This is a genomic window from Streptomyces sp. LaBMicrA B280 (assembly GCF_049222185.1).
In the GTDB taxonomy this organism is placed as follows: Bacteria; Actinomycetota; Actinomycetes; order Streptomycetales; family Streptomycetaceae; genus Streptomyces; species Streptomyces murinus.
Map to the genome: position 1 here is coordinate 50900 of NZ_JBMJCT010000021.1, position 19732 is coordinate 70631.

Below are 19732 nucleotides of genomic sequence, written 5' to 3' on the forward strand. Positions count from 1 at the left end.
CGTCCGGCTCGCGGACGGGGCCCCTCTGTGGCGTGGCGACGCGGGGATCAGTGGTGGCCGTGGCCGCTCGTGATCTCCTTGTACTCCTCGGAGGTCGGCTTCGGGATCTGGTTGTCCTCGCCGTAGTAGGCGGTGGACAGCTTCGCCCGGAGCTTCTCGGACGCCGTCACCTTGCGCTCGACACCGTTCTCGTCGACCGCGGGGCCGATCTCGGCGGGCGCGTACTGCGTGTGCGTGGTGAGCGTGTGCAGCTGCTCCTGGCTGAGCGGCTCGTGCACCTCGATGAACTCACCGTGCGGCAGCCGCTTGATGATGCCGGTCTCGCGACCGTGCAGCACCTTGTCGCGGTCGCGGCGCTGGAGACCGAGGCAGATCCGCTTGGTGGCGATGAACGCGATGACCGGACCGACGAAGAAGAAGATCCGCACGAACCAGGTCACGGCGTTGATCGACAGGTGGAAGTGGGTGGCCCACAGGTCGTTGCCACCACCGACCAGCGTGATCATGTACATCGTCACCCAGGCGACACCGAGGCCCGTACGGGTCGGGGCGTTGCGCGGGCGGTCCAGGATGTGGTGCTCGCTCTTGTCGCCGGTGATCCAGGACTCGATGAACGGGTAGGCGGCCATCGCGCCCAGCACCACACCGAAGAGGACCAGCGGGATGAACACGCCCAGGACCAGCGTGTGGCCCCAGAAGTTGATCTCCCAGCCCGGCATGAAGCGAATCAGCCCCTCGGCGAAGCCCATGTACCAGTCGGGCTGGGCGCCGGTGGAGACCTGGTCGACCCGGTAGGGGCCGATGGCCCAGATCGGGTTGATCTGCGCGACCGCGGCGATGGCCGCGATGACACCGAAGACCAGGAAGAAGAAGCCTCCGGCCTTGGCCATGTAGACCGGCAGCAGCGGCATGCCGACGACGTTGTTGTTGGTCTTGCCCGGACCCGCGAACTGCGTGTGCTTGTGGTAGAAGACCAGGATCAGGTGCGCCACCATCAGGCCGAGCATGATGCCCGGCAGCAGCAGGATGTGGATCGAGTAGAACCGGGCGACGAAGTCGTGGCCGGGGAACTGACCGCCGAAGAGGAAGTACGAGATGTACGTGCCGACGATCGGCATGGACAGGATCGCACCCTCGGTGAAGCGCACACCGGTGCCGGAGAGCAGGTCGTCCGGGAGCGAGTAACCGGTGAAACCGGTGAACATGCCGAGGACGAACAGCAGGAAGCCGAACAGCCAGTTGATCTCACGCGGCTTGCGGAACGCGCCGGTGAAGAACACACGCATCATGTGCACGAACATGCCGGCCAGGAAGATCAGCGCGGCCCAGTGGTGGATCTGCCGGACGAGCAGACCACCGCGCACATCGAAGGAGATGTGCAGGGTCGAGTTGAACGCCTCCGACATCATCTGCCCCTGGAGCGGGACATAGCTGCCGTGGTACACGACCTCGTTCATCGACGGGTGGAAGAACAGTGTCAGATAGACACCCGTCAGGATGATGATGATGAAGCTGTACATGCACACTTCGCCCAACATGAACGACCAGTGGTCGGGGAAGATCTTGCGCATGTTGGCCTTGGCCAGGGAGTAGATCCCGAGCCGGCCGTCGGCCCAGTCGGCGATGCGCTCGCCGGCCGGGGCCTTCCCGCGTGCGCGGGAGGTGTCGTTCGCCGTAGTACTCATCCGCGCTCCCAGAATGCAGGACCGACGGGCTCCTCGAAGTCGCCGAGCGCCTGGAGGTAACCCTCGCTGTCCACGCCGATGCGCAGCTGCGGCAGGGCGTGGCCGGCGGGGCCGAAGATCACTCGGGCGCCGTCGGAGAGGTCGAAGGTGGACTGGTGGCACGGGCACAGCACGTGGTGCGTCTGCTGCTCGTACAGCGAGATCGGGCACCCGACGTGGGTGCAGATCTTGGAGAACGCGACGACGCCCTCGTGCGACCAGTCGAGCTCGCGCTTGTCCTTGATGTTGTCCGGCTGGAGCCGGACGATCATCAGCGCGGCCTTGCCCAGCTCGTTCTGGAACTCCTCGTCCGTCTCCTCCAAGCCGTCCGGCTTGGCGAAGGTGAGGGAGCCCACGGCGATGTCCTCGGGACGCAGCGGCTGGTTGGTGTTCATGTTCACCAGGCGCTTGCCCTTGGCCCACAGGGTGTGCCGCAGCGAGGTGCCGGGCAGCGGACCGAGGTCGCGCAGCAGCATGACGCCGGAGAGCGGCACCAGGGCCAGCGCACCGAACATCGTGTTGCGGATCAGCTTGCGGCGGCCGAGCGCCGACTCCTTGGCGCCCTGGCGGAAGTCCGCGTGGACCTTCGCCCGGACCTCGGGAGCGGCCGCGATCGCGTGCCGGTCGTCCGCGACCTCGACGTCGGACATCAGGGTGCGGGCCCAGTGGACCGCGCCCGCGCCGATGCAGAACAGCGCCACGCCCAGGGTCAGGCCCAGCGCGAAGTTCAGCGCGCTGACGTGCCCGATCGGGAACACGAAGATGTTCTTGTCATGCGGGATCGTCACGTACGACACGATGAAGCCGACGGTGGCCAGCATCGAGATCGTGAACAGCAGGGCGACCATACGCTCGGACCGCCGGGCGGCCCGCTCGTCGATGTCCTGGATGCGGTGCTCGTGGGGCGGCAGCCCCGGGTCGGCGAACGGGTTCTCCTCGTCCGCGACGACTACCGCGCCGTGCGCGTGGTCCTGCTCAGCGGGCAGGTTCTCTTCTGGAATGTCTTGGCTACTCATGACTTCTTGGCCTTTGCGGTCCGAGCGGCGACCCAGACGGCGACGGCGATCAGCGCGCCGAGACCGAAGATCCAGGCGAACAGGCCCTCACTGACCGGCCCGAGGCCGCCCAGCTCCAGACCGCCCGGGTTCGTCGTCTCGCTGCTGTCGACCGCGTGCAGGTACGCGATGATGTCCTTCTTGTTCTGCGAGGACAGCGTGGTGTCCGGGAAGGACGGCATGTTCTGCGGGCCCGTCTGCATGGCCTCGTAGATGTGCTTCGGGTCGACGCCCTCCAGCGTGGGGGCGAACTTGCCCTTGGTGAGGGCACCGCCCTTGCCGGTGAAGTTGTGGCACTGCGCGCAGTTGGTGCGGAACAGCTCGCCACCCTTGGCGATGTCCGCGCCGCCCGGACCGTACTGCTGCTTGGTCGGCACCACCGGACCGGCGCCCAGCGACGCGATGTACGCGGCGAGCTGGTCGATCTGGGTCTGGTTGTACACGGTCTTCTTGCGCGGGACCTGGGCGCCCTGCGAGGTGGCGGCCGGCATACGGCCGGTGCCGACCTGGAAGTCGACGGCCGCGGCGCCCACGCCGACCAGGCTCGGCCCGTCGGAGGAGCCCTGCCCACCGGTGCCGTGGCAGCTGGCGCAGCCGACCTCGAAGAGCTTCCTACCCTCCTTGACGGTCAGGGACTGGGAGCTTGCATCGGCCTGCGCCTTGCCCGCGGGCGCGAACGCGGCGTACAGCCCCCCAGTGGCCGCCAGCGCGAGGAGTAGGACGACGACCGCCGCCAGCGGATGGCGTCGTCGTGCGGAGAGCTTTTTCACGGATTACCCCGGTGTCAGGATCTTCTGCGTCGGTGCTTCTGGACTTAGCGGGAGCGGTCCCGGCTACTTGATCAAATAGATCGTGGCGAAGAGGCCGATCCAGACGACATCGACGAAGTGCCAGTAGTAGGACACGACGATGGCGGCCGTCGCCTGCTCGTGGGTGAACCTCTTGGCCATATAGGTGCGGCCGAGGACCAGCAGGAAGGCGATGAGACCGCCCGTCACATGCAGGCCGTGGAAGCCGGTGGTCAGGTAGAACACCGAGCCGTACGGATCGGAGGAGAGCGAGAGGCCGTCCTCCCTCACCAGGCTCGTGTACTCGTAGATCTGACCGCCGATGAAGATCGCACCCATGATGAAGGTGAGGATGAACCAGCCACGGAGCTTCTTCACATCGCCCCGCTCGGCCGCGAACACGCCGAGCTGACAGGTGAGCGACGAGAGCACCAGGATCGTGGTGTTCGTCGCGGAGAAAGGCACATTGAGGCTTGAAGCCATGTGCTTCCAGTGAGCCGGTCCGGTCACCGACCGGAGGGTGAAGTACATCGCGAAGAGGGCCGCGAAGAACATCAGCTCGGAACTCAGCCAGATGATGGTTCCGACGCTGGTGAGGTTCGGCCGGTTGACCGACGGGTGCGCGTGCCCGGTTTCTACTGTCGTTGCTGTCGCCACGACCGACATTATGTCGGTCGCTTATCTCGCCCTCACTCCGGGGGGTGCCGTTCGGAGTGTTGCTGCCCTCCGAACCGGTGTTGACGTGGTGTTCATGGGAGTAACATCCGCCCAAACGGCCCCGTCCGTCCTGTCCGTACGACGCCGACGTCGACCCGGAGGAACAATGCAGCCGACCGCCACCGTGCTGGTCTACAGCGACGACTCCAACACCCGCGAGCAAGTACGGCTGGCCACCGGGCGGCGTCCCGCCCCGGATGTGCCCCCGGTGGAGTTCGTGGAGTGCGCCACGCCCGCGGCGGTGCTGCGCGAGCTGGACCGCGGGGGCATCGATGTGTGCGTCCTCGACGGCGAGGCCGTCCCGATGGGCGGCATGGGGGTGTGCCGGCAGATCAAGGACGAGGTGTTCCGGTGCCCGCCCGTGCTGCTGCTCATCGGCCGGCCCCAGGACGCCTGGCTGGCCACGTGGAGCCGTGCGGACGCCGCGGTGACGCTGCCGGTGGATCCGGTGGAGTTCGCCGCCTCGCTGGCCGCCCTGCTGCGCCAGAAGCGGCTCGTGAGCGCCTAGCGCGACGGGGCGCGGGCCGTGTGTCGTCACGGACCCGCGCCCCGTCGAGGCGCTGCTCACACGGCCGCTGGCTGGAGGCGGACCGTGTCCGAGGAGGACTGGCCGTTGGTCGGGGTGCCCGTCAGGGCGGAGCCCGTACGCCACTTCTTCCAGGTGACGTTCCAGTCGCCGAAGCCGTTGCCGAACGGTTCCATCGGCTGGCCGTTGGAGTTGACGACCCGGACGACGTCGCCCTCGTGGACGGTGTCGAAGAACCACCGCGCGTTGGCCGTGCTCATGCCGGTGCAGCCGTGGCTGACGTTGGCGTAGCCCTGTGAGCCGACCGACCAGGGCGCCGCGTGCACATATTCACCGGACCAGGTGACGCGGGTGGCGTAGTACACCGGCAGGTCGTAGTTGTCCCGGCTGCCCTCGGCGATGCCGACGGTGGTGCCGCGCATGCGTACGAAGTACTGCTTCTGCAGGACCACCTTGACGCCGTTGCGGGTCTCGAATCCGGGCTTGCCCGTGGTGACCGGGATGGAATTGATCACGGCGCCGTTCTTGAACACCGTCAGCTCGTGCGCGGCGGCGTCCGTGACCGCCTCGATCCGGTCGCCCGTGGTGAGCTTCACCGGCTTCGACTTACCGCCCCACAGCCGGTCGCCGATCTTCACGCCGTCCAGGTTGCTGTGCACCAGGATCGTGGCGTGCGCGGGCCAGTAGTCCTTGGGCCGGTAGTGGAGTTCCTTGCCGCTCACCCAGTACCAGGAGCCGGACACGGCGGGTACGGAGTCCACCCGCAGCGCGCGCTCCACCACGGCCCGCTGCGCCGGGTCCTTGACCTCCTCGCTGAGTTGGGCGGTGATGATCTGCCCGACGCCGTACTCGCCCGCGTCAGGACCGAAGGTGACGCCCAGCTGCTTCTTGGCGGTCGGCTGGGTGGTGTCGAAGCTGAGGACCTTGCGGCCGGGCGCCCCGTCGTCGTCCTCGGTGCTCACCGTGACCGTGTAGTGGGCGCTCGCGGCCAGCGGGGAGGTGCTGTGCCAGCGACTGCCGTCGGCGGTGAGTTCGCCCGCCACAAAGCGTCCTGTGGAGTCCTGGGCGGTCACGTCGGTGATGCGCCCCTCGTCCTTGACGCTGATCTCCAGGGGCTTGTCCGGGTCGGCCCGCTTGCCCACCTCGGTGGGGGCGTTGAAGGAGATCAGGCCCGCTGCGTCATACGGCGTAGCGGACAGGGGGTCGCCGTCCGAACCGCAGGCGGTGATGCCCGCGCCCAGGGCGGTCACCAGCACGACACAGCTGACGACGGTACGGGTCCGCGGAATGTGGTTCATACGATCACGCTATGAGATGGAGACCTTACTGGCGCGGTACGTAACCCATACGAGGGAACGACACTCCCGCATCCGAAGGACATCCGATGGGAACGCGAAAAAGCCGGGAGCCCGGACCCTCTTGACGGAGGGTCCGGGCTCCCGGCGTGGTGCTCGGGGTCTTACTGGGTGCGGTTCTCACCGTGGTAGTACTCGAACACCCAACCGAACAGGCCGATCACGATGAACGGCGCGGAGAAGTAGATCAGCCACCAGCCGACCGCGATGCTGAGGAAGGCGATCGCACCGCCGAAGCCCAGCATGAGCGGCTGCCAGCTGTGCGGGCTGAAGAAGCCCAGCTCGCCCGCGCCGTCCGCGACATCGGCCTCCCTGTCGTCCTGCGCACCGGCGTCCACCCGGCGGGCGGTGAAGCCCAGGTAGAAGCCGATCATGATCGACAGGCCGAAGGCCAGGAAGAGCGCCGTGGTGCCGGCCGGCTCCTTCGACCACACGCCATACACGATGGCCATGATCAGGATGAAGACGCTCAGCCAGATGAACATCCGTCCCTGGATCTTCACTTGCCGGCCTCCTTGCTGCCCGCGACGGCGGTCGCGTGACCGGCGTACTCAAGCTGCTCGAGCGCCGCGATCTCGGGGTGGTGCAGGTCGAACGCCGGGGATTCGCTGCGGATCCGCGGCAGGGTGATGAAGTTGTGCCGCGGCGGCGGGCAGGAGGTCGCCCACTCGAGCGAACGGCCGTAGCCCCACGGGTCGTCCACGTTGACCGGCTTGCCGTACTTGGCCGTCTTCCAGACGTTGTAGAGGAACGGCAGGATCGACAGGCCCAGCAGGAACGAACCGATGGTGGACACCGTGTTCAGCGCGGTGAAGCCGTCGGCCGCCAGGTAGTCGGCGTAACGACGCGGCATGCCCTCGGCGCCCAGCCAGTGCTGGACGAGGAACGTGCTGTGGAAGCCGATGAACAGCGTCCAGAAGGTGATCTTGCCGAGGCGCTCGTCCAGCATCTTGCCGGTGAACTTCGGCCACCAGAAGTGGAAGCCGGCGAACATGGCGAACACGACCGTACCGAAGACCACGTAGTGGAAGTGGGCCACCACGAAGTACGAGTCGGAGATGTGGAAGTCCAGCGGCGGCGAGGCCAGGATGACACCGGTCAGACCACCGAACGTGAAGGTGATCAGGAAGCCCAGGGTCCACAGCATCGGCGTCTCGAAGGACAGCGAGCCCTTCCACATGGTGGCGATCCAGTTGAAGATCTTCACACCGGTCGGCACCGCGATCAGGAAGGTCATGAAGGAGAAGAACGGCAGCAGCACACCGCCGGTGACGTACATGTGGTGCGCCCACACGGTCACGGACAGACCGGCGATGGCGATCGTCGCGGCGATCAGGTTCATGTAACCGAACATCGGCTTCCGGGAGAACACCGGAATGATCTCGGAGACGATGCCGAAGAACGGCAGCGCGATGATGTACACCTCTGGATGGCCGAAGAACCAGAAGAGGTGCTGCCACAGCAGGGCGCCGCCATTGGCCGGATCGAAGACATGGGCGCCGAACTTGCGATCCGCCTCCAGGGCGAACAGCGCGGCGGCCAGGACCGGGAAGGCCAGCAGGACGAGGACACCGGTCAGCAGCACGTTCCACGTGAACACCGGCATGCGGAACATGGTCATGCCCGGAGCGCGCATGCAGATGATCGTCGTGATGAAGTTGACCGCACCGAGGATGGTGCCGAAGCCGGACATGGCCAGACCCATGATCCACATGTCGGCGCCGGCGCCCGGCGAGCGGACCGCGTCCGACAGCGGGGAGTAGGCGAACCAGCCGAAGTCGGCCGCGCCCTCGGGGGTGAGGAAACCACCCACCGCGATCGTCGAGCCGAACAGGTACAGCCAGTAGGCGAACATGTTCAGCCGCGGGAACGCCACGTCGGGCGCGCCGATCTGCAGCGGCATGATCCAGTTCGCGAAGCCCGCGAACAGCGGCGTCGCGAACATCAGCAGCATGATCGTGCCGTGCATCGTGAACGCCTGGTTGAACTGCTCGTTCGTCATGATCTGCAGGCCCGGACGGGCCAGCTCGGCGCGCATGAGCAGCGCCATGACGCCGCCGATCAGGAAGAACGCGAACGCGGTGGTGAGGTACATCGTCCCGATCGTCTTGTGATCGGTGGTCGTCAGCCACTTCACCACGACGTTGCCGGGCTGCTTGCGCCTGACCGGCAGCTCATCGGCGTGCGAGCCTTCAGCTGCCGCGGCACCCTGGGGTTCGTTGAGGATGCTCACAGGTTGTTCGTCTCCCGGTTCTTCTCGTGGCTCGTCTGCGCGATGCCGGCGGGAATGTAACCGGTCTGCCCCTTCTTGGCGAGGTCCTTGAGGTGCTGCTCGTAGGCCGCCGGGGAGACGACCTTCACGTTGAACAGCATCCGGGAGTGGTCGACGCCGCAGAGCTCGGCACACTTGCCGAGGAAGGTGCCCTCCTTGTTGGGGGTCACCTGGAAGGCATTGGTGTGGCCCGGGATGACGTCCTGCTTCATGAGGAACGGCACCACCCAGAAGGAGTGGATGACGTCACGCGAGGTCAGGACGAACCGGACCGTCTTGCCCTTGGGGAGCCAGAGCGTCGGACCAGGGTTGCCGGTCTGCGGGTTGCGCGTGCCCGGGGTGCCGACGTCGTAGACGCCGCCGGCGTTCGCCGGGAAGGCGGTCTTGAACCGGTCGGGGATCGCGGACAGGTTGGTGTCCGTCTTCGCGTCGCCCGAGACACCGGGGACGTTCTCGATGTAGTTGAAGCCCCAGCTCCACTGGAAGCCGACCACGTTGACCGTGACGTCGGGCTTCTTGTCGAGGCTCATGAGCTTCGTCTCGTCCCGGGCCGTGAAGTAGAACAGCACCGAGATGATGATGATCGGGACCACCGTGTACAGGGCCTCGATCGGCATGTTGTACCGAGTCTGCGGAGGTACCTCGACCTTGGTGCGGCTGCGCCGGTGGAACATGGCGCTCCACAGGATCAGGCCCCACACCAGCACGCCGACGGCGAGCGCGGCAGCCCAGGAGCCCTGCCACAGGGAGAGGATCCGCGGAGCCTCTTCCGTGGTCGGGGTGGGCATGCCAAGGCGGGGGAAGTCCTTGTATGTGCAACCGGTTGCGGTCGCCAGGACCAGGCCCGCGGTCAGTGCCTGCAGCAGCTTCCGCCGCATCGGGCGCCGCGGCGAGCGGTCGGAGCCGTTGGGACTCACGTAGCGCCTTCCCGAGAGTCTCGCCCGCGCGGTCGGCTGCGGCCTTCTCGCTGGTCGGTCGCCGCCCTGCGTCGGGCAGGGGTTTGGATGTTTATGCGGACCAAACCCTAGCCGACGCCCTCCGGGGGTTCGCGGGGAGGGGGGCATACGCGTCGCGCCTCACTCAGTTGGGGTGTGGATGGGCGCCCAATAGCTCGGGTTGTGGGGGTTTGGGTGGCGGCCGCGGGTGGGTTGTGGCTGGTCGCGCGGTTCGCCGCACCCCTGTCCCGGCTCGCCCTGGTCTTACCGTTGACCTGTGCCTTACTTCGACGCGGCGTCCGCCGCCCCCCTCCATCCCGTCGCCCGTCAGGCTCTGTTGGCCGCCCTCGACGACGGGTGGGCCGATCCCGCGCGGCTGTACCGGGAGGGGCGCAAGGCGCGGATGCTGCTGGACGCGGCGCGCGAGGCGGCGGCCGAGGCGGTCGGGTGCCGGGCGGACGAGCTGGTCTTCACCCCGTCGGGGACGCGGGCCGTACATACGGGTGTCGCGGGGGCGTTGGCCGGAAGGCGGCGGGCGGGACGCCACCTGATCGTGTCAGCGGTCGAACATTCCTCTGTCCTCCATTCGGCGGAAGCGTTCGAGGCGGAGGGCGGCTCGGTGACCCGGGTGCCGGTGCACCGGACGGGTGCCGTGGCCCCCTCGGGCTACGCCGCCGCGCTCCGCTCCGACACCGCCCTCGCCGTGCTCCAGTCGGCCAACCACGAGGTGGGCACCGCCCAGCCGGTGGCCGAGGTGGCCGAGGTCTGCCGGACGGCCGGGGTGCCGCTGCTGGTGGACGCGGCGCAGTCGCTGGGCTGGGGGCCGGTCGAGGGCGGCTGGTCGCTGCTCGCGGCCAGCGCGCACAAGTGGGGCGGCCCTTCGGGGGTGGGGCTGCTCGTCGTGCGCAAGGGGACCCGGTTCGCCGCCCAAGGACCGGCGGACGAACGGGAGTCGGGGCGCGCGCCGGGGTTCGAGAACATCCCGGCCGTCGTGGCGGCGGTCGCGTCGCTGCGCGCGGTACGGGCCGAGGCGGCCCGGGAGTCGGTACGGCTGCGGGAGCTGACGGAGCGGATCCGGGCGCGGGTGCCGCGGCTGGTGCCCGATGTGGAGGTGGTGGGCGACCCGGAGCGCCGGCTGCCGGGGATCGTCACCTTCTCGTGTCTCTATGTCGACGGGGAGACCTTGCTGCACGAGCTGGACCGCGAGGGCTTCGCCGTCTCCTCCGGTTCCTCCTGCACCAGCGGCACCCTGACCCCGAGCCATGTGCTGAAGGCCATGGGCGTGCTCAGTGAGGGCAATGTCCGGGTGTCGCTGCCGCCGGGCACGGCGGAGGAGGACGTGGAGCGCTTCCTGACCGTGCTGCCGGGGGTCGTGGCCGGGGTACGGGACAAGCTGGGCGCCCCCGCGGCCGCCGCCGCCCCGGCCGCCGAGCCGTCCGCCCTGGTCGTGGACGCCCTCGGCAAGCGCTGCCCCGTCCCGGTCATCGAACTGGCCAAGGCGTTCCCCGGCGTCCCCGTGGGCGGCACCGTCCGCGTCCTGTCGGACGACGAGGCGGCCCGCCTGGACATCCCGGCGTGGTGCGAGATGCGGGGACAGGAGTACGTGGGCGAGGAACCGGCGGACGGCGGAACGGCGTACCTGGTCCGCCGGCTCGGCTGACCGGAGTCGTCAGCGCAGGTGCGTGCGGACCTCTTCGCCCGCCTCGTCGCCGTACGCCTTCACGAAGCGCTCCATGAAGTGGCCGCGGCGCAGCTGGTACTCCTGCGTGCCCACGGTCTCGATGACCAGCGTCGCGAGCATGCAGCCCACCTGCGCCGCCCGCTCCAGCGAGACGCCCCAGGCGAGGCCGGACAGGAAGCCCGCGCGGAAGGCGTCGCCGACACCGGTGGGGTCGGCCTTGCGCTCCTCCTCCGCGCAGCCGACCTCGATCGGGTCCGCGCCGGCCCGCTCGATGCGCACGCCCCGGGAGCCGAGCGTGGTGACCCGGTGGCCGACCTTGGCGAGGATCTCCTCGTCGGTGAGTCCGGTCTTGGTCTGGATGAGGCCCTTCTCGTACTCGTTCGAGAAGAGGTACGTCGCGCCCTCCAGCAGGATCCGGATCTCCTCGCCCTCCATGCGGGCGATCTGCTGCGAGAAGTCCGCGGCGAACGGGATCGACCGGGACCGGCACTCCTCCGTGTGGCGGAGCATCGCCTCCGGGTCGTCGGCGCCGATCAGCACCAGGTCGAGGCCGCCCACCCGGTCGGCGACCGTCTTGAGCTCGATCAGCCGGGCCTCGCTCATCGCGCCCGTGTAGAAGGAGCCGATCTGGTTGTGGTCGGCGTCGGTGGTGCACACGAAGCGCGCGGTGTGCAGGGTGTCGGAGATGCGGACCGACTCGGTGTCGACGCCGTGCCGGTCGAGCCAGGCCCGGTACTCGTCGAAGTCGAAGCCGGCGGCGCCGGCCAGGATCGGCCGGGTGCCCAGCTGGCCCATGCCGAACGCGATGTTCGCGGCGACACCGCCGCGGCGCACGTCGAGGTTGTCGACGAGGAAGGAGAGCGAAACCGTGTGCAGCTGGTCCGCGACGAGCTGGTCGGCGAACCGGCCGGGAAAGGTCATGAGGTGGTCGGTGGCGATGGAGCCGGTGACTGCGATGCGCACGACGGGGATTCTCCTGCGGGAGGCGGGATTGACAGTTCACGCTACCCGGTCAGGGGTCGGCGCTGTAGCTGACGAAACTACCCGATAGTAGATCTTTCTTCGCAGGCTCACCCGTGCCTACGGTGCCCTCATGACGAACCTCAAGGGCTCCTCGTCCGCCGCGTCCGGCATACCCGTCTCCCCCGCCCCCGGCGATCTGGAGGGCGGTCTCGACACCCTGCGCGGCGACTGCGCCCGGATGGCCCGGCGCTGGCCGGCGCCCGCGCGCACCGCGTCCCGCCCGGTGTCGCCGTCCCGCATCCACCGGGTCTCCGTCTCGAAGCGCTCCGTCCGGCTGCTGGAGGGCATGTCCGACTACGGCGACTGATCCCGCTCACCCGTACGGCGTAGGCCCGGGAACCTCCCGCTCCCCTCCCTCGTCCCATGGTCGTCCCCCCAGGCGGGGCACGCGGGACACGACCGGCGAGGAGCGATGCGGTGAACACGGAGCGGCCTGAGAACACGGGGGACGTCCCCGAGGTGTCGGACGTGCGGGAGGCGGAGCGCCCCCGGCGGCGGCGCTCGCGTGCCGTCGTCCTCTCCGCCCTGGCCGCCGTCCTGCTGGTCGGCGGCGGTGGCGCCTATGTCGCGGCGAGCGACGGCCCGGGCGGTCGTCCGGCCCCCGCCGCGGCGGACTCCACCACTCCCCCGCCGCTCGCTCTGGACGCCGGACCGGATCCCTACGGCGCCCACTACGTGGCCCAGGGGGCGCTGCCCGAGGGGCCAGGCTCGGCGGCGGTGTACGGAGCGGGGGCCGAGGTCCGTGCGGACCAGGTGCTCCGGCTGGCGAAGGCGCTCGGGGTGAGCGGGACGCCGGTGGCCGAGGGGCACGGCTGGCGGATCGGCGGCAAGGACGGTTCGGGGCCGACCCTCCAGGTGGACCGGGACGCGCCGGGCAGCTGGACCTTCAGCCGGTACGCGCCGGGCACGGACGACTGCAAGAAGGGTCCCCTGTGCGCGACCGGGCCGGTGGGCCCGACCGGGGCGCCGGTGAGCGCGGCGGCGGCCGAGAGGGCGGCGGCGCCCGTGCTGCGGGCGGCCGGTCTGGAGGGCGCGAGGACGGACGCCGGCCAGGTCATGGGCAAGCAGCGGGTGGTGACGGCCGACCCGGTGGTGGGCGGGCTGCCCACCACCGGCTGGGCGACCGGGCTGACGATCGGCGGGCAGGGCGAGGTGGTCGGCGGGCACGGCCTGCTGTCGACGCCGGTGAAGGGGGCGACGTATCCCGTCCTGGACGCGGCGAAGACCCTCGCGCTGATGAACGCGGCGCCGAAGGGCGACCACCGGATGGGGCCCGGGGGCTGTGCGAGCCCGGGGCGGTTCGCGACGCGCCTGGAGGGGCCGTGCGGGCAGGCGTCCCCGGAGCCCGCCGGGACGGTCACCGTGGACAGGGCGGTGTTCGCACTGGCCGCGCACCCGGTCGGCGGCCGGCAGGCCCTGGTGCCCTCCTGGCTGTTCGAAACGCGGGGCTCGGGGACGGTGTCGTACCCCGCGATCGATCCCCGCTATCTGGCCTCCTCGTCCCCCTCGGCGTCACCGACCAAGCCCGGCGGCTCGGTCAAGGTCACCGGCTACACCACCGACGACCGGAACCTCACCGTGAGCTTCTACGGCGGCCTGTGCGCCGACTACACGGTGGCGGCCCGGGAGAGCGCCACCCGGGTGACGGTCACGGTCACCGAGCACCGGCAGGAGGGCAAGATCTGCCCGATGATCGCCAAGGAGTTCACCCGGACCGCCCGGCTGAAGGCGCCGGTGGACGGCAGGACGGTGGTCGGCGCGGACGGCGCGCGGATCCCCCAGGCGAAGCCGGGCGCGCTGCGGCCGTAGCCCCCTCGCCAAGGCCCGCCCCCGGGCCGGGCGGCCATCGCCTCCCGGCCGCCGGTGATCCGTTCGAGCGGTTGTCCGATGACCGTACCTTCGCCCTCGACGGCCGGATCGATATGCCGGTTAACGTGGCATTTCAGCGGTTTCCCGGCAGGCGAGCAACGAAGGGCCTGGCATGTCCAACCACTTCACCGGCCTCAGTCTTGGACCACCACTCGGCGACCAACGCCTCGATCTGTGCGACCTCTACGCCTTCACGGCACCCGGCGATCCGAGCAGGACCGTGCTCATCCTCAACGCCAACCCCAACGCGGACGCCCTGCATCCCGACGCCGTGTACCGCCTGAACATCGACAATGACGGCGACCTGCTGACCGACGTCGCCTTCAGCTGGGTCTTCGGCCCGCCGGCGGCCGACGGCTCGCAGACCTACAGCGTCTTCATGGCGACCGGCGCGGAGGCCCGGAGGCCGGAGGCGGTCGGCACGAAGATCGTCTCGGACGCCGCCGTCTCCTTCGGCCCCCAGGCCAATGTGGTCACCTTCGGCGAGTACCAGGTGGCCGCCGGCAGCCGCAGCGACGCCTTCTTCTTCGACTTCGACGGAATCAAGAACCTGTTCGACACCAGCGGCAAACGGAATTTCACCGCGCCGCACCTGGGCGGGAAGTCCCCGTGGACCGGCGTCGACTCCAACACCGCGGCCAACGTCTTCTCCATGGCCGTCGAACTGCCGACGGCCGAGCTGGCGCCCCACTCCGAGCTGCACATCTGGGGCCGGTGCAGCGTCCTGCGGGACGGCGAACTCGTCCACGCGGACCGGGCCGGCCACCCGTCGATCAGCAGCTTCTTCAACACCGACGACACGAAGGAGGAGTACAACGCGAGCGAGCCGGCGGGCGACCGGGCCAGATGGACGGACCAGTTCGTCCATCTGCTGGGCCACACCGGCGGTTACTCGCGCGAGGAGGCGATCGCCGCGCTCGACGAGCACGGCATTCTACCGGACGTGCTGCACTTCGACCCGTCCAGGCCCGCCGTGTACCCGAACGGCCGGACGTTCACGGAGGACGTCATCGACATCCGCGTCGCGTTCCTCACCAAGAACGAGGCGCCGCCCACCGGCCTGTCCCCGCACACCGACACCCTGGACCGGTTCCCGTACCTCGGCGACCCGCACCCGGCGACGGCTTCCTGACGGAACCCGGCCCCCGGGGCCGTACGACAGAGGCGGCGAGCCCCGTTCGGGGCCGCCGCCTCTGTCTTCAGCCGTCTTTCGCGCGCGAGGGCGAGGGCTTAGCTGAAGGAGTCACCGCAGGCGCAGGAGCCGGTCGCGTTCGGGTTGTCGATCGTGAAGCCCTGCTTCTCGATCGTGTCCACGAAGTCGACGGTGGCGCCGCCCAGGTACGGGGCGCTCATGCGGTCGGTGACGACCTTGACCCCGTCGAAGTCCTTCTCCACGTCGCCGTCGAGGGCGCGCTCGTCGAAGAACAGCTGGTACCGCAGACCCGAGCAGCCGCCGGGCTGAACGGCGACGCGCAGCGCGAGGTCGTCACGGCCTTCCTGGTCGAGCAGGGCCTTGACCTTGGCCGCGGCGGCGTCGGTCAGGATGATGCCGTCGCTGACGGTTTTGGTCTCGTCCGATACGGACATCTACATCTCTCCCGGGTTGTACGGAGACTGCTTGCCGACGAGTGCAACCGGCGCTTCCGCGGATTCATTCCGGCCGGGCGTCACGTGGTCGCGATTTTGCCTTCTGCCCCTTCATGCTCGCATACGCGCGCGAGGGCGCACAGCGGCCCGCGGGGGGATCCGGGGCGGCCGGGCCGGGATTCATGTCACATGGACACGAGGGGCATCGTCAAACTGACGTGAAGCGTTTATGATAGATAGCGTCAGATAGACGAGAAATAGAAAGGGTGCGTGCCGTGACCACCGCCCAGACCCCGGAGCTCGACGTCCAGCCGACTCCGCTCGCCCTGTTGCTGCTCGGCCGCGAGGCCGACCCGAAGAGCGAGCGGGGTGTCGAGTGCCCCGGCGATCTGCCCTCGCCGTCCGACCCCGCCCTGGTCGAGCGCGCCCGCGCCGCCAAGGAGAAGCTCGGCGACAAGGTGTTCGTGCTCGGTCACCACTACCAGCGTGACGAGGTGATCCAGTTCGCCGATGTCACGGGCGACTCCTTCAAGCTGGCCCGGGACGCGGCGGCGCGTCCGGAGGCCGAGTACATCGTCTTCTGCGGTGTGCACTTCATGGCCGAGTCGGCGGACATCCTCACCTCCGCCGACCAGAAGGTCGTGCTGCCGGACCTCGCGGCCGGCTGCTCCATGGCCGACATGGCGACGGCGGAGCAGGTCGCGGAGTGCTGGGACGTGCTGACCGAGGCCGGGATATCCGAGCAGGTCGTCCCGGTGTCGTACATGAACTCCTCGGCCGACATCAAGGCGTTCACCGGCAGGCACGGCGGCACCATCTGCACGTCCTCCAACGCCAAGCGCGCGCTGGACTGGGCGTTCGAGCAGGGCGAGAAGGTGCTCTTCCTGCCCGACCAGCACCTCGGCCGCAACACCGCCGTGCGGGACATGGGGATGTCCCTGGAGGACTGCGTCGTCTACAACCCGCACAAGCCGAACGGCGGCCTGACGGCGGACGAGCTGCGCGCCGCGAAGATGATCCTGTGGCGCGGCCACTGCTCGGTCCACGGCCGCTTCAGCCTGGACTCGGTGAACGATGTGCGCGCCCGGATCCCCGGGGTGAACGTCCTGGTCCACCCGGAGTGCAAGCACGAGGTCGTGGCCGCGGCGGACCAGGTCGGCTCGACCGAGTACATCATCAAGGCCCTCGAAGCGGCCCCGGCCAGCTCCAAGTGGGCCATCGGCACGGAGCTGAACCTGGTCCGCCGCCTGGCGAACCGTTTCGCCCCGGAGGGCAAGGAGATCGTCTTCCTCGACCGCACGGTCTGCTTCTGCTCCACCATGAACCGCATCGACCTCCCCCACCTGGTCTGGACCCTGGAATCCCTCGCCGAGGGCAACCTGGTCAACCAGATCCAGGTCGACGAGGAGACGGAGACCTTCGCGAAGCTGGCGCTGGAGCGGATGCTGGCGTTGCCGTAGGGCCCCGGAAGTCCACGACGACGCCCCGGGCCGGTCTCCCGGCCGGCCCGGGGCGTCGTCGTCAGGGGTGCCCGCAGAAGGGTGCCGAAATGCTCAGGCCTCCGTCGACCACCAGGTTCTGGCCGGTGATGTACCCGGCGGCGGGCGACAGCAGGAAGTCGACGGCGTCCGCGATCTCCTGGGGGGTGCCCGGGCGGCCCTTGGGGATGTGCGGCACGATGTCGTCGGCGCTCAGGCCGGTGGCCCTCAGGTAATGGCCCAGGGAGTCCGTCGTGATCATCCCGCCGGTCACCACGTTGACGTTGACGCCCTGGGGCGCCAGCTCGGCGGCGAAGTAGCGGGCCCATGCCTCCAGGGCGGCCTTCTGCGCGCCGATGGCCGCGTATCCGGGGATGGCGCGCCCGGCGGCCAGCGACGAGACGGCCACGATCCGTCCCCCGCGGTCCATGAGCCGGACGGCGTGCTGGGCGGCGACCACGAAGGACTGGGAGTTCATGGCGTGGCTGCGCGCGAGGTGGCGCAACTCCACCTGCTCGACGGTCTTCGCGGGGCCCGCCGCCGCGTTGGCGACGAGGTGGTCCAGCCTGCCGTACCGCTCCTCGACGAAGGCGAACAGCTCCGTGATCCGCTCGGGATCCTCCACGTCGGCCCGGCACAGGCTGCCGCTTCCCCCCGCCTTCTCCACCTCCTCCAGGGCGCTGTGCGCGGCCTCCTCGTCCTGCTTGTAGTTGATCACCACATGGCCCCCGCGCCGGGCGAGCGTGACCGCCACGGCTCGCCCGATGCCTCGTGAGGCGCCCGTGACGAGGGTGACCTCGTCCGGTCCCGTACGTCCGCTCACGCGGCATCCCTCCGCCCGGCGGCGAAGTCCTCCGGCCCGCACCAGCGCAGCACCGTGCCGCCGTAGCTCATTCCCGAGCCGAACGAGACCAGCAGGACCTCGGCGCCGGGGTGCAGCCGGCCCGACTCGACGGCTTCCCACAGGGCCAGGATCACGCTGGACCCGCTGGTGTTGCCGAGCCGGTCCGCCACCACGACGCCCTTGCTCTCCGGTTGGCCGAGTTCGCGGACCAGTCGGCGCAGCAGCGTCGGATTGGCCTGGTGGGAGACGATCAGGTCGATGTCGTCCAGCGTGGTCCCCGCCGCCTTGACGACCTGTTCGACGAAGTCCGGGATGACGTTCAGCGCGAAGTCGCGCACTCCCCCGCCGTCCATGCGCATGAAGTTGGGCCCGCTGAAGCGGTTGGGCAGGCCCTCGGGCGGGTCCTGACGCTCCGTGAAGGCCGTGTAGTACAGCTCCGGTTTGGTGCGCATCAGCGTGGGCCCGACACCCTGCCCGTCCCGGCACGCCTCCAGCAGGTAGCAGCCCGCGCCGTCGCCGAAGATGGCGTGCCCGGTGCGGTCTTCGGGGTCCAGGCACTGGGCGACCGTGTCGGCGATGACGACCGCGACCCGGTTGTACTCCCCGGAGCGGATGTACTTCACGCCGACGTCGAGGGCGAAGACGCCGCCCGCGCAGCCGCCCGCGTTGACGTCGAAGCCCCTGATGTCGAAGAGGCCCGCCTTGCGCAGCACCGCCGCGGCCATGGCCGGCAGCATGTGGTCCGGGGTGCCGGTGCAGCAGATGACGAGATCTATGGTCTCGGGCGCGACGCCCGCGCGGACGCAGGCGTCCTGGAGCGCCCCGACCGCGAGGTCGGAGGTCAGCTGGCCGGGCCGGGCCACCCGGCGCGTGGTGATTCCCAGCTTGGTGCGAATCCATTCGTCACTGGTGTCGAAACGGGCGACGATGTCTTCGTTCGATATCTCGAGGTCGGGCACAAAACGCCCTACCGACCGAATCCCCACGGATACCGGATCAGCATTCCACACCATCCGCACACCCCTTTCCGAAATACTTACCTTGTCTTGCTCGGTCACTCACGATTAAATAATCCTGTCGCGTTTCTGCTCCGTTTCCAGGAAAGGCCCTCATGTCTCATGCCGTTACTCTCGTCACCGGCGGAACCTCGGGTTTGGGTCTCGCGACCGCACAGCGGCTGCTGGCCGACGGCATGCGGCTGGTGCTGCTCGGCCGCTCGCGGGAGCGGGGTGCGGAGGCGGTCTCGCGGCTGGGTGGCGAGGCGGTGTTCGTGCCCGGGGACGTCGCTGTCGAGGGCGATGTGGAGCGGGCCGTCGGGGCCGCCGTCGAGCAGGGGGCGCTGCGGGCGGTGGTGAACTGCGCGGGCCGCGCGCACGCGGCGCGCGTGGTGAGCCGCTCCGGTCCGCACTCCTTGAAGGAGTTCGCCGAGGTGGTCGAGGCCAATCTGATCGGCACCTTCAACGTCGTCCGGCTGGCCGCCGATGCGATGGCGGCCAATGAGCCGGTCTCCGGAGAGCGCGGAGTCATCGTCAACACCGCCTCCATCGCCGCGTTCGACGGCCAGATCGGGCAGGCCGCCTACGCCGCCTCCAAGGCCGGGGTGGCCGGTATGACCCTGCCGCTGGCCCGGGATCTCGGGCCGTTGCTGATCCGGGTGGTCACCGTGGCCCCGGGGCTGTTCGACACCCCGGCGGCCGATGTGCTGTCCGCCCGCAAGAAGGCCGAGCTGGCCGGGCTGGTGCCTCATCCGCGCAGGTGGGGGCAGGCGGAGGAGTTCGCGGAGCTGGTGCTCCACATCCTCCGCAACCCCATGCTCAACGGCGAGACGATCCGGCTCGACGCCGGTCTGCGGCTGCCGGCCCGCTGAGCCGGCCCGGC

19 protein-coding genes are annotated in these 19732 nt (G+C 69.2%); 7 read left to right on the forward strand and 12 right to left on the reverse strand.

Going from position 1 to position 19732, the window contains the following annotated elements; genetic code table 11:
- Positions 1–47 precede the first annotated feature (47 nt).
- The 4 genes from ACLF5H_RS19185 to ACLF5H_RS19200 all read right to left on the reverse strand — a co-directional run bounded on the left by ACLF5H_RS19185 (position 48) and on the right by ACLF5H_RS19200 (position 4233).
- Positions 48–1685 carry a cytochrome b gene (locus ACLF5H_RS19185; protein WP_421677228.1) on the reverse strand — a complete coding sequence of 546 codons (1638 nt, stop codon included), beginning with the start codon at positions 1683–1685 and terminating at the stop codon, positions 48–50.
- Entirely contained in the window at positions 1682–2740 is a 1059-nt protein-coding gene (locus ACLF5H_RS19190) for a Rieske 2Fe-2S domain-containing protein (protein WP_421677229.1), read from the reverse strand. The genes ACLF5H_RS19185 and ACLF5H_RS19190 overlap by 4 nt, the downstream gene beginning before the upstream one ends.
- Positions 2737–3549 carry a c-type cytochrome gene (locus ACLF5H_RS19195; protein WP_421677230.1) on the reverse strand — a complete coding sequence of 271 codons (813 nt, stop codon included), beginning with the start codon at positions 3547–3549 and terminating at the stop codon, positions 2737–2739. Before ACLF5H_RS19195 ends, ACLF5H_RS19190 begins: the two co-directional genes overlap by 4 nt.
- A 63-nt stretch (positions 3550–3612) precedes the next feature.
- A complete protein-coding gene (locus tag ACLF5H_RS19200) occupies positions 3613–4233 on the reverse strand; it encodes a cytochrome c oxidase subunit 3 (protein ID WP_037652968.1) in 621 nt (206 codons plus the stop codon).
- A 157-nt stretch (positions 4234–4390) separates the two neighbouring features.
- On the opposite strand from ACLF5H_RS19200, the gene ACLF5H_RS19205 reads away from it, so the two are divergent.
- Entirely contained in the window at positions 4391–4792 is a 402-nt protein-coding gene (locus ACLF5H_RS19205) for a response regulator (RefSeq protein ID WP_421677231.1), read from the forward strand.
- 56 nt (positions 4793–4848) lie between these two features.
- Here ACLF5H_RS19205 and ACLF5H_RS19210 read toward each other — a convergent pair whose 3' ends face one another.
- From ACLF5H_RS19210 to coxB, 4 genes are all read right to left on the reverse strand, one after another.
- Positions 4849–6108 (reverse strand): Ig-like domain-containing protein, encoded by a 1260-nt coding sequence (locus ACLF5H_RS19210; RefSeq protein WP_421677232.1) that lies wholly within the window; start codon positions 6106–6108, stop codon positions 4849–4851.
- A 161-nt stretch (positions 6109–6269) separates the two neighbouring features.
- Entirely contained in the window at positions 6270–6668 is a 399-nt protein-coding gene (locus tag ACLF5H_RS19215) for a cytochrome c oxidase subunit 4 (RefSeq protein WP_421677233.1), read from the reverse strand.
- Positions 6665–8398, reverse strand: a complete 1734-nt coding sequence (gene ctaD, locus ACLF5H_RS19220) for a cytochrome c oxidase subunit I (protein WP_421677234.1) — start codon at positions 8396–8398, stop codon at positions 6665–6667. Before ctaD ends, ACLF5H_RS19215 begins: the two co-directional genes overlap by 4 nt.
- Complete coding sequence (coxB, locus tag ACLF5H_RS19225) at positions 8395–9354, reverse strand: cytochrome c oxidase subunit II (protein ID WP_421677235.1); 960 nt, start codon at positions 9352–9354, stop codon at positions 8395–8397. Before coxB ends, ctaD begins: the two co-directional genes overlap by 4 nt.
- Positions 9355–9649: 295 nt before the next feature.
- Between coxB and ACLF5H_RS19230 the strand changes: the two genes are divergently transcribed.
- Entirely contained in the window at positions 9650–11032 is a 1383-nt protein-coding gene (locus tag ACLF5H_RS19230; RefSeq protein ID WP_421677236.1) for a cysteine desulfurase/sulfurtransferase TusA family protein, read from the forward strand.
- Positions 11033–11041: 9 nt separating this feature from the next.
- On the opposite strand, the gene ACLF5H_RS19235 is transcribed toward ACLF5H_RS19230, so the two are convergent.
- Positions 11042–12016, reverse strand: a complete 975-nt coding sequence (locus tag ACLF5H_RS19235) for a carbohydrate kinase family protein (protein WP_421677237.1) — start codon at positions 12014–12016, stop codon at positions 11042–11044.
- 130 nt (positions 12017–12146) lie between these two features.
- Here ACLF5H_RS19235 and ACLF5H_RS19240 point away from each other — a divergent pair, with 130 nt between their 5' ends.
- The 3 genes from ACLF5H_RS19240 (at position 12147) to ACLF5H_RS19250 (ending at position 15077) form a co-directional block, all read left to right on the forward strand.
- On the forward strand, positions 12147–12383 hold the full coding sequence (locus ACLF5H_RS19240; protein WP_421677238.1) for a hypothetical protein: 237 nt from the start codon (positions 12147–12149) through the stop codon (positions 12381–12383).
- Between the two features lie 110 nt (positions 12384–12493).
- Positions 12494–13885: a hypothetical protein gene (locus tag ACLF5H_RS19245; protein ID WP_421677239.1), complete on the forward strand. Its 1392-nt coding sequence runs from the start codon at positions 12494–12496 to the stop codon at positions 13883–13885.
- Between the two features lie 172 nt (positions 13886–14057).
- Positions 14058–15077 carry a DUF4331 family protein gene (locus ACLF5H_RS19250; protein WP_421677240.1) on the forward strand — a complete coding sequence of 340 codons (1020 nt, stop codon included), beginning with the start codon at positions 14058–14060 and terminating at the stop codon, positions 15075–15077.
- Positions 15078–15175: 98 nt separating this feature from the next.
- Here ACLF5H_RS19250 and erpA read toward each other — a convergent pair whose 3' ends face one another.
- The gene (erpA, locus tag ACLF5H_RS19255) at positions 15176–15532 is read right to left on the reverse strand and encodes an iron-sulfur cluster insertion protein ErpA (RefSeq protein WP_421677241.1); all 357 of its coding nucleotides are present in this window, start codon (positions 15530–15532) and stop codon (positions 15176–15178) included.
- Between the two features lie 275 nt (positions 15533–15807).
- Between erpA and nadA the strand changes: the two genes are divergently transcribed.
- Positions 15808–16992: a quinolinate synthase NadA gene (gene nadA, locus ACLF5H_RS19260; RefSeq protein ID WP_421677242.1), complete on the forward strand. Its 1185-nt coding sequence runs from the start codon at positions 15808–15810 to the stop codon at positions 16990–16992.
- Between the two features lie 61 nt (positions 16993–17053).
- On the opposite strand, the gene ACLF5H_RS19265 is transcribed toward nadA, so the two are convergent.
- Positions 17054–17833, reverse strand: a complete 780-nt coding sequence (locus ACLF5H_RS19265; RefSeq protein WP_421677243.1) for an SDR family oxidoreductase — start codon at positions 17831–17833, stop codon at positions 17054–17056.
- The gene (locus ACLF5H_RS19270; RefSeq protein WP_421677244.1) at positions 17830–18867 is read right to left on the reverse strand and encodes a 3-oxoacyl-ACP synthase III family protein; all 1038 of its coding nucleotides are present in this window, start codon (positions 18865–18867) and stop codon (positions 17830–17832) included. The genes ACLF5H_RS19265 and ACLF5H_RS19270 overlap by 4 nt, the downstream gene beginning before the upstream one ends.
- Positions 18868–18965: 98 nt before the next feature.
- On the opposite strand from ACLF5H_RS19270, the gene ACLF5H_RS19275 reads away from it, so the two are divergent.
- Positions 18966–19721 carry an SDR family NAD(P)-dependent oxidoreductase gene (locus ACLF5H_RS19275; RefSeq protein ID WP_421677245.1) on the forward strand — a complete coding sequence of 252 codons (756 nt, stop codon included), beginning with the start codon at positions 18966–18968 and terminating at the stop codon, positions 19719–19721.
- The last annotated feature ends 11 nt before the right edge of the window (positions 19722–19732 follow it).

Bases quoted from the DNA above. Each gene is read 5' to 3' on its own strand.
- ACLF5H_RS19185 (WP_421677228.1), bottom strand. From the start codon at position 1,685: ATGAGTACTACGGCGAACGACACCTCCCGCGCACGCGGGAAGGCCCCG.
- ACLF5H_RS19190 (WP_421677229.1), bottom strand. From the start codon at position 2,740: ATGAGTAGCCAAGACATTCCAGAAGAGAACCTGCCCGCTGAGCAGGAC.
- ACLF5H_RS19200 (WP_037652968.1), bottom strand. From the start codon at position 4,233: ATGTCGGTCGTGGCGACAGCAACGACAGTAGAAACCGGGCACGCGCAC.
- ACLF5H_RS19205 (WP_421677231.1), top strand. From the start codon at position 4,391: ATGCAGCCGACCGCCACCGTGCTGGTCTACAGCGACGACTCCAACACC.
- ACLF5H_RS19210 (WP_421677232.1), bottom strand. From the start codon at position 6,108: ATGAACCACATTCCGCGGACCCGTACCGTCGTCAGCTGTGTCGTGCTG.
- ACLF5H_RS19240 (WP_421677238.1), top strand. From the start codon at position 12,147: ATGACGAACCTCAAGGGCTCCTCGTCCGCCGCGTCCGGCATACCCGTC.
- ACLF5H_RS19250 (WP_421677240.1), top strand. From the start codon at position 14,058: ATGTCCAACCACTTCACCGGCCTCAGTCTTGGACCACCACTCGGCGAC.
- erpA (WP_421677241.1), bottom strand. From the start codon at position 15,532: ATGTCCGTATCGGACGAGACCAAAACCGTCAGCGACGGCATCATCCTG.
- ACLF5H_RS19270 (WP_421677244.1), bottom strand. From the start codon at position 18,867: ATGGTGTGGAATGCTGATCCGGTATCCGTGGGGATTCGGTCGGTAGGG.
- ACLF5H_RS19275 (WP_421677245.1), top strand. From the start codon at position 18,966: ATGTCTCATGCCGTTACTCTCGTCACCGGCGGAACCTCGGGTTTGGGT.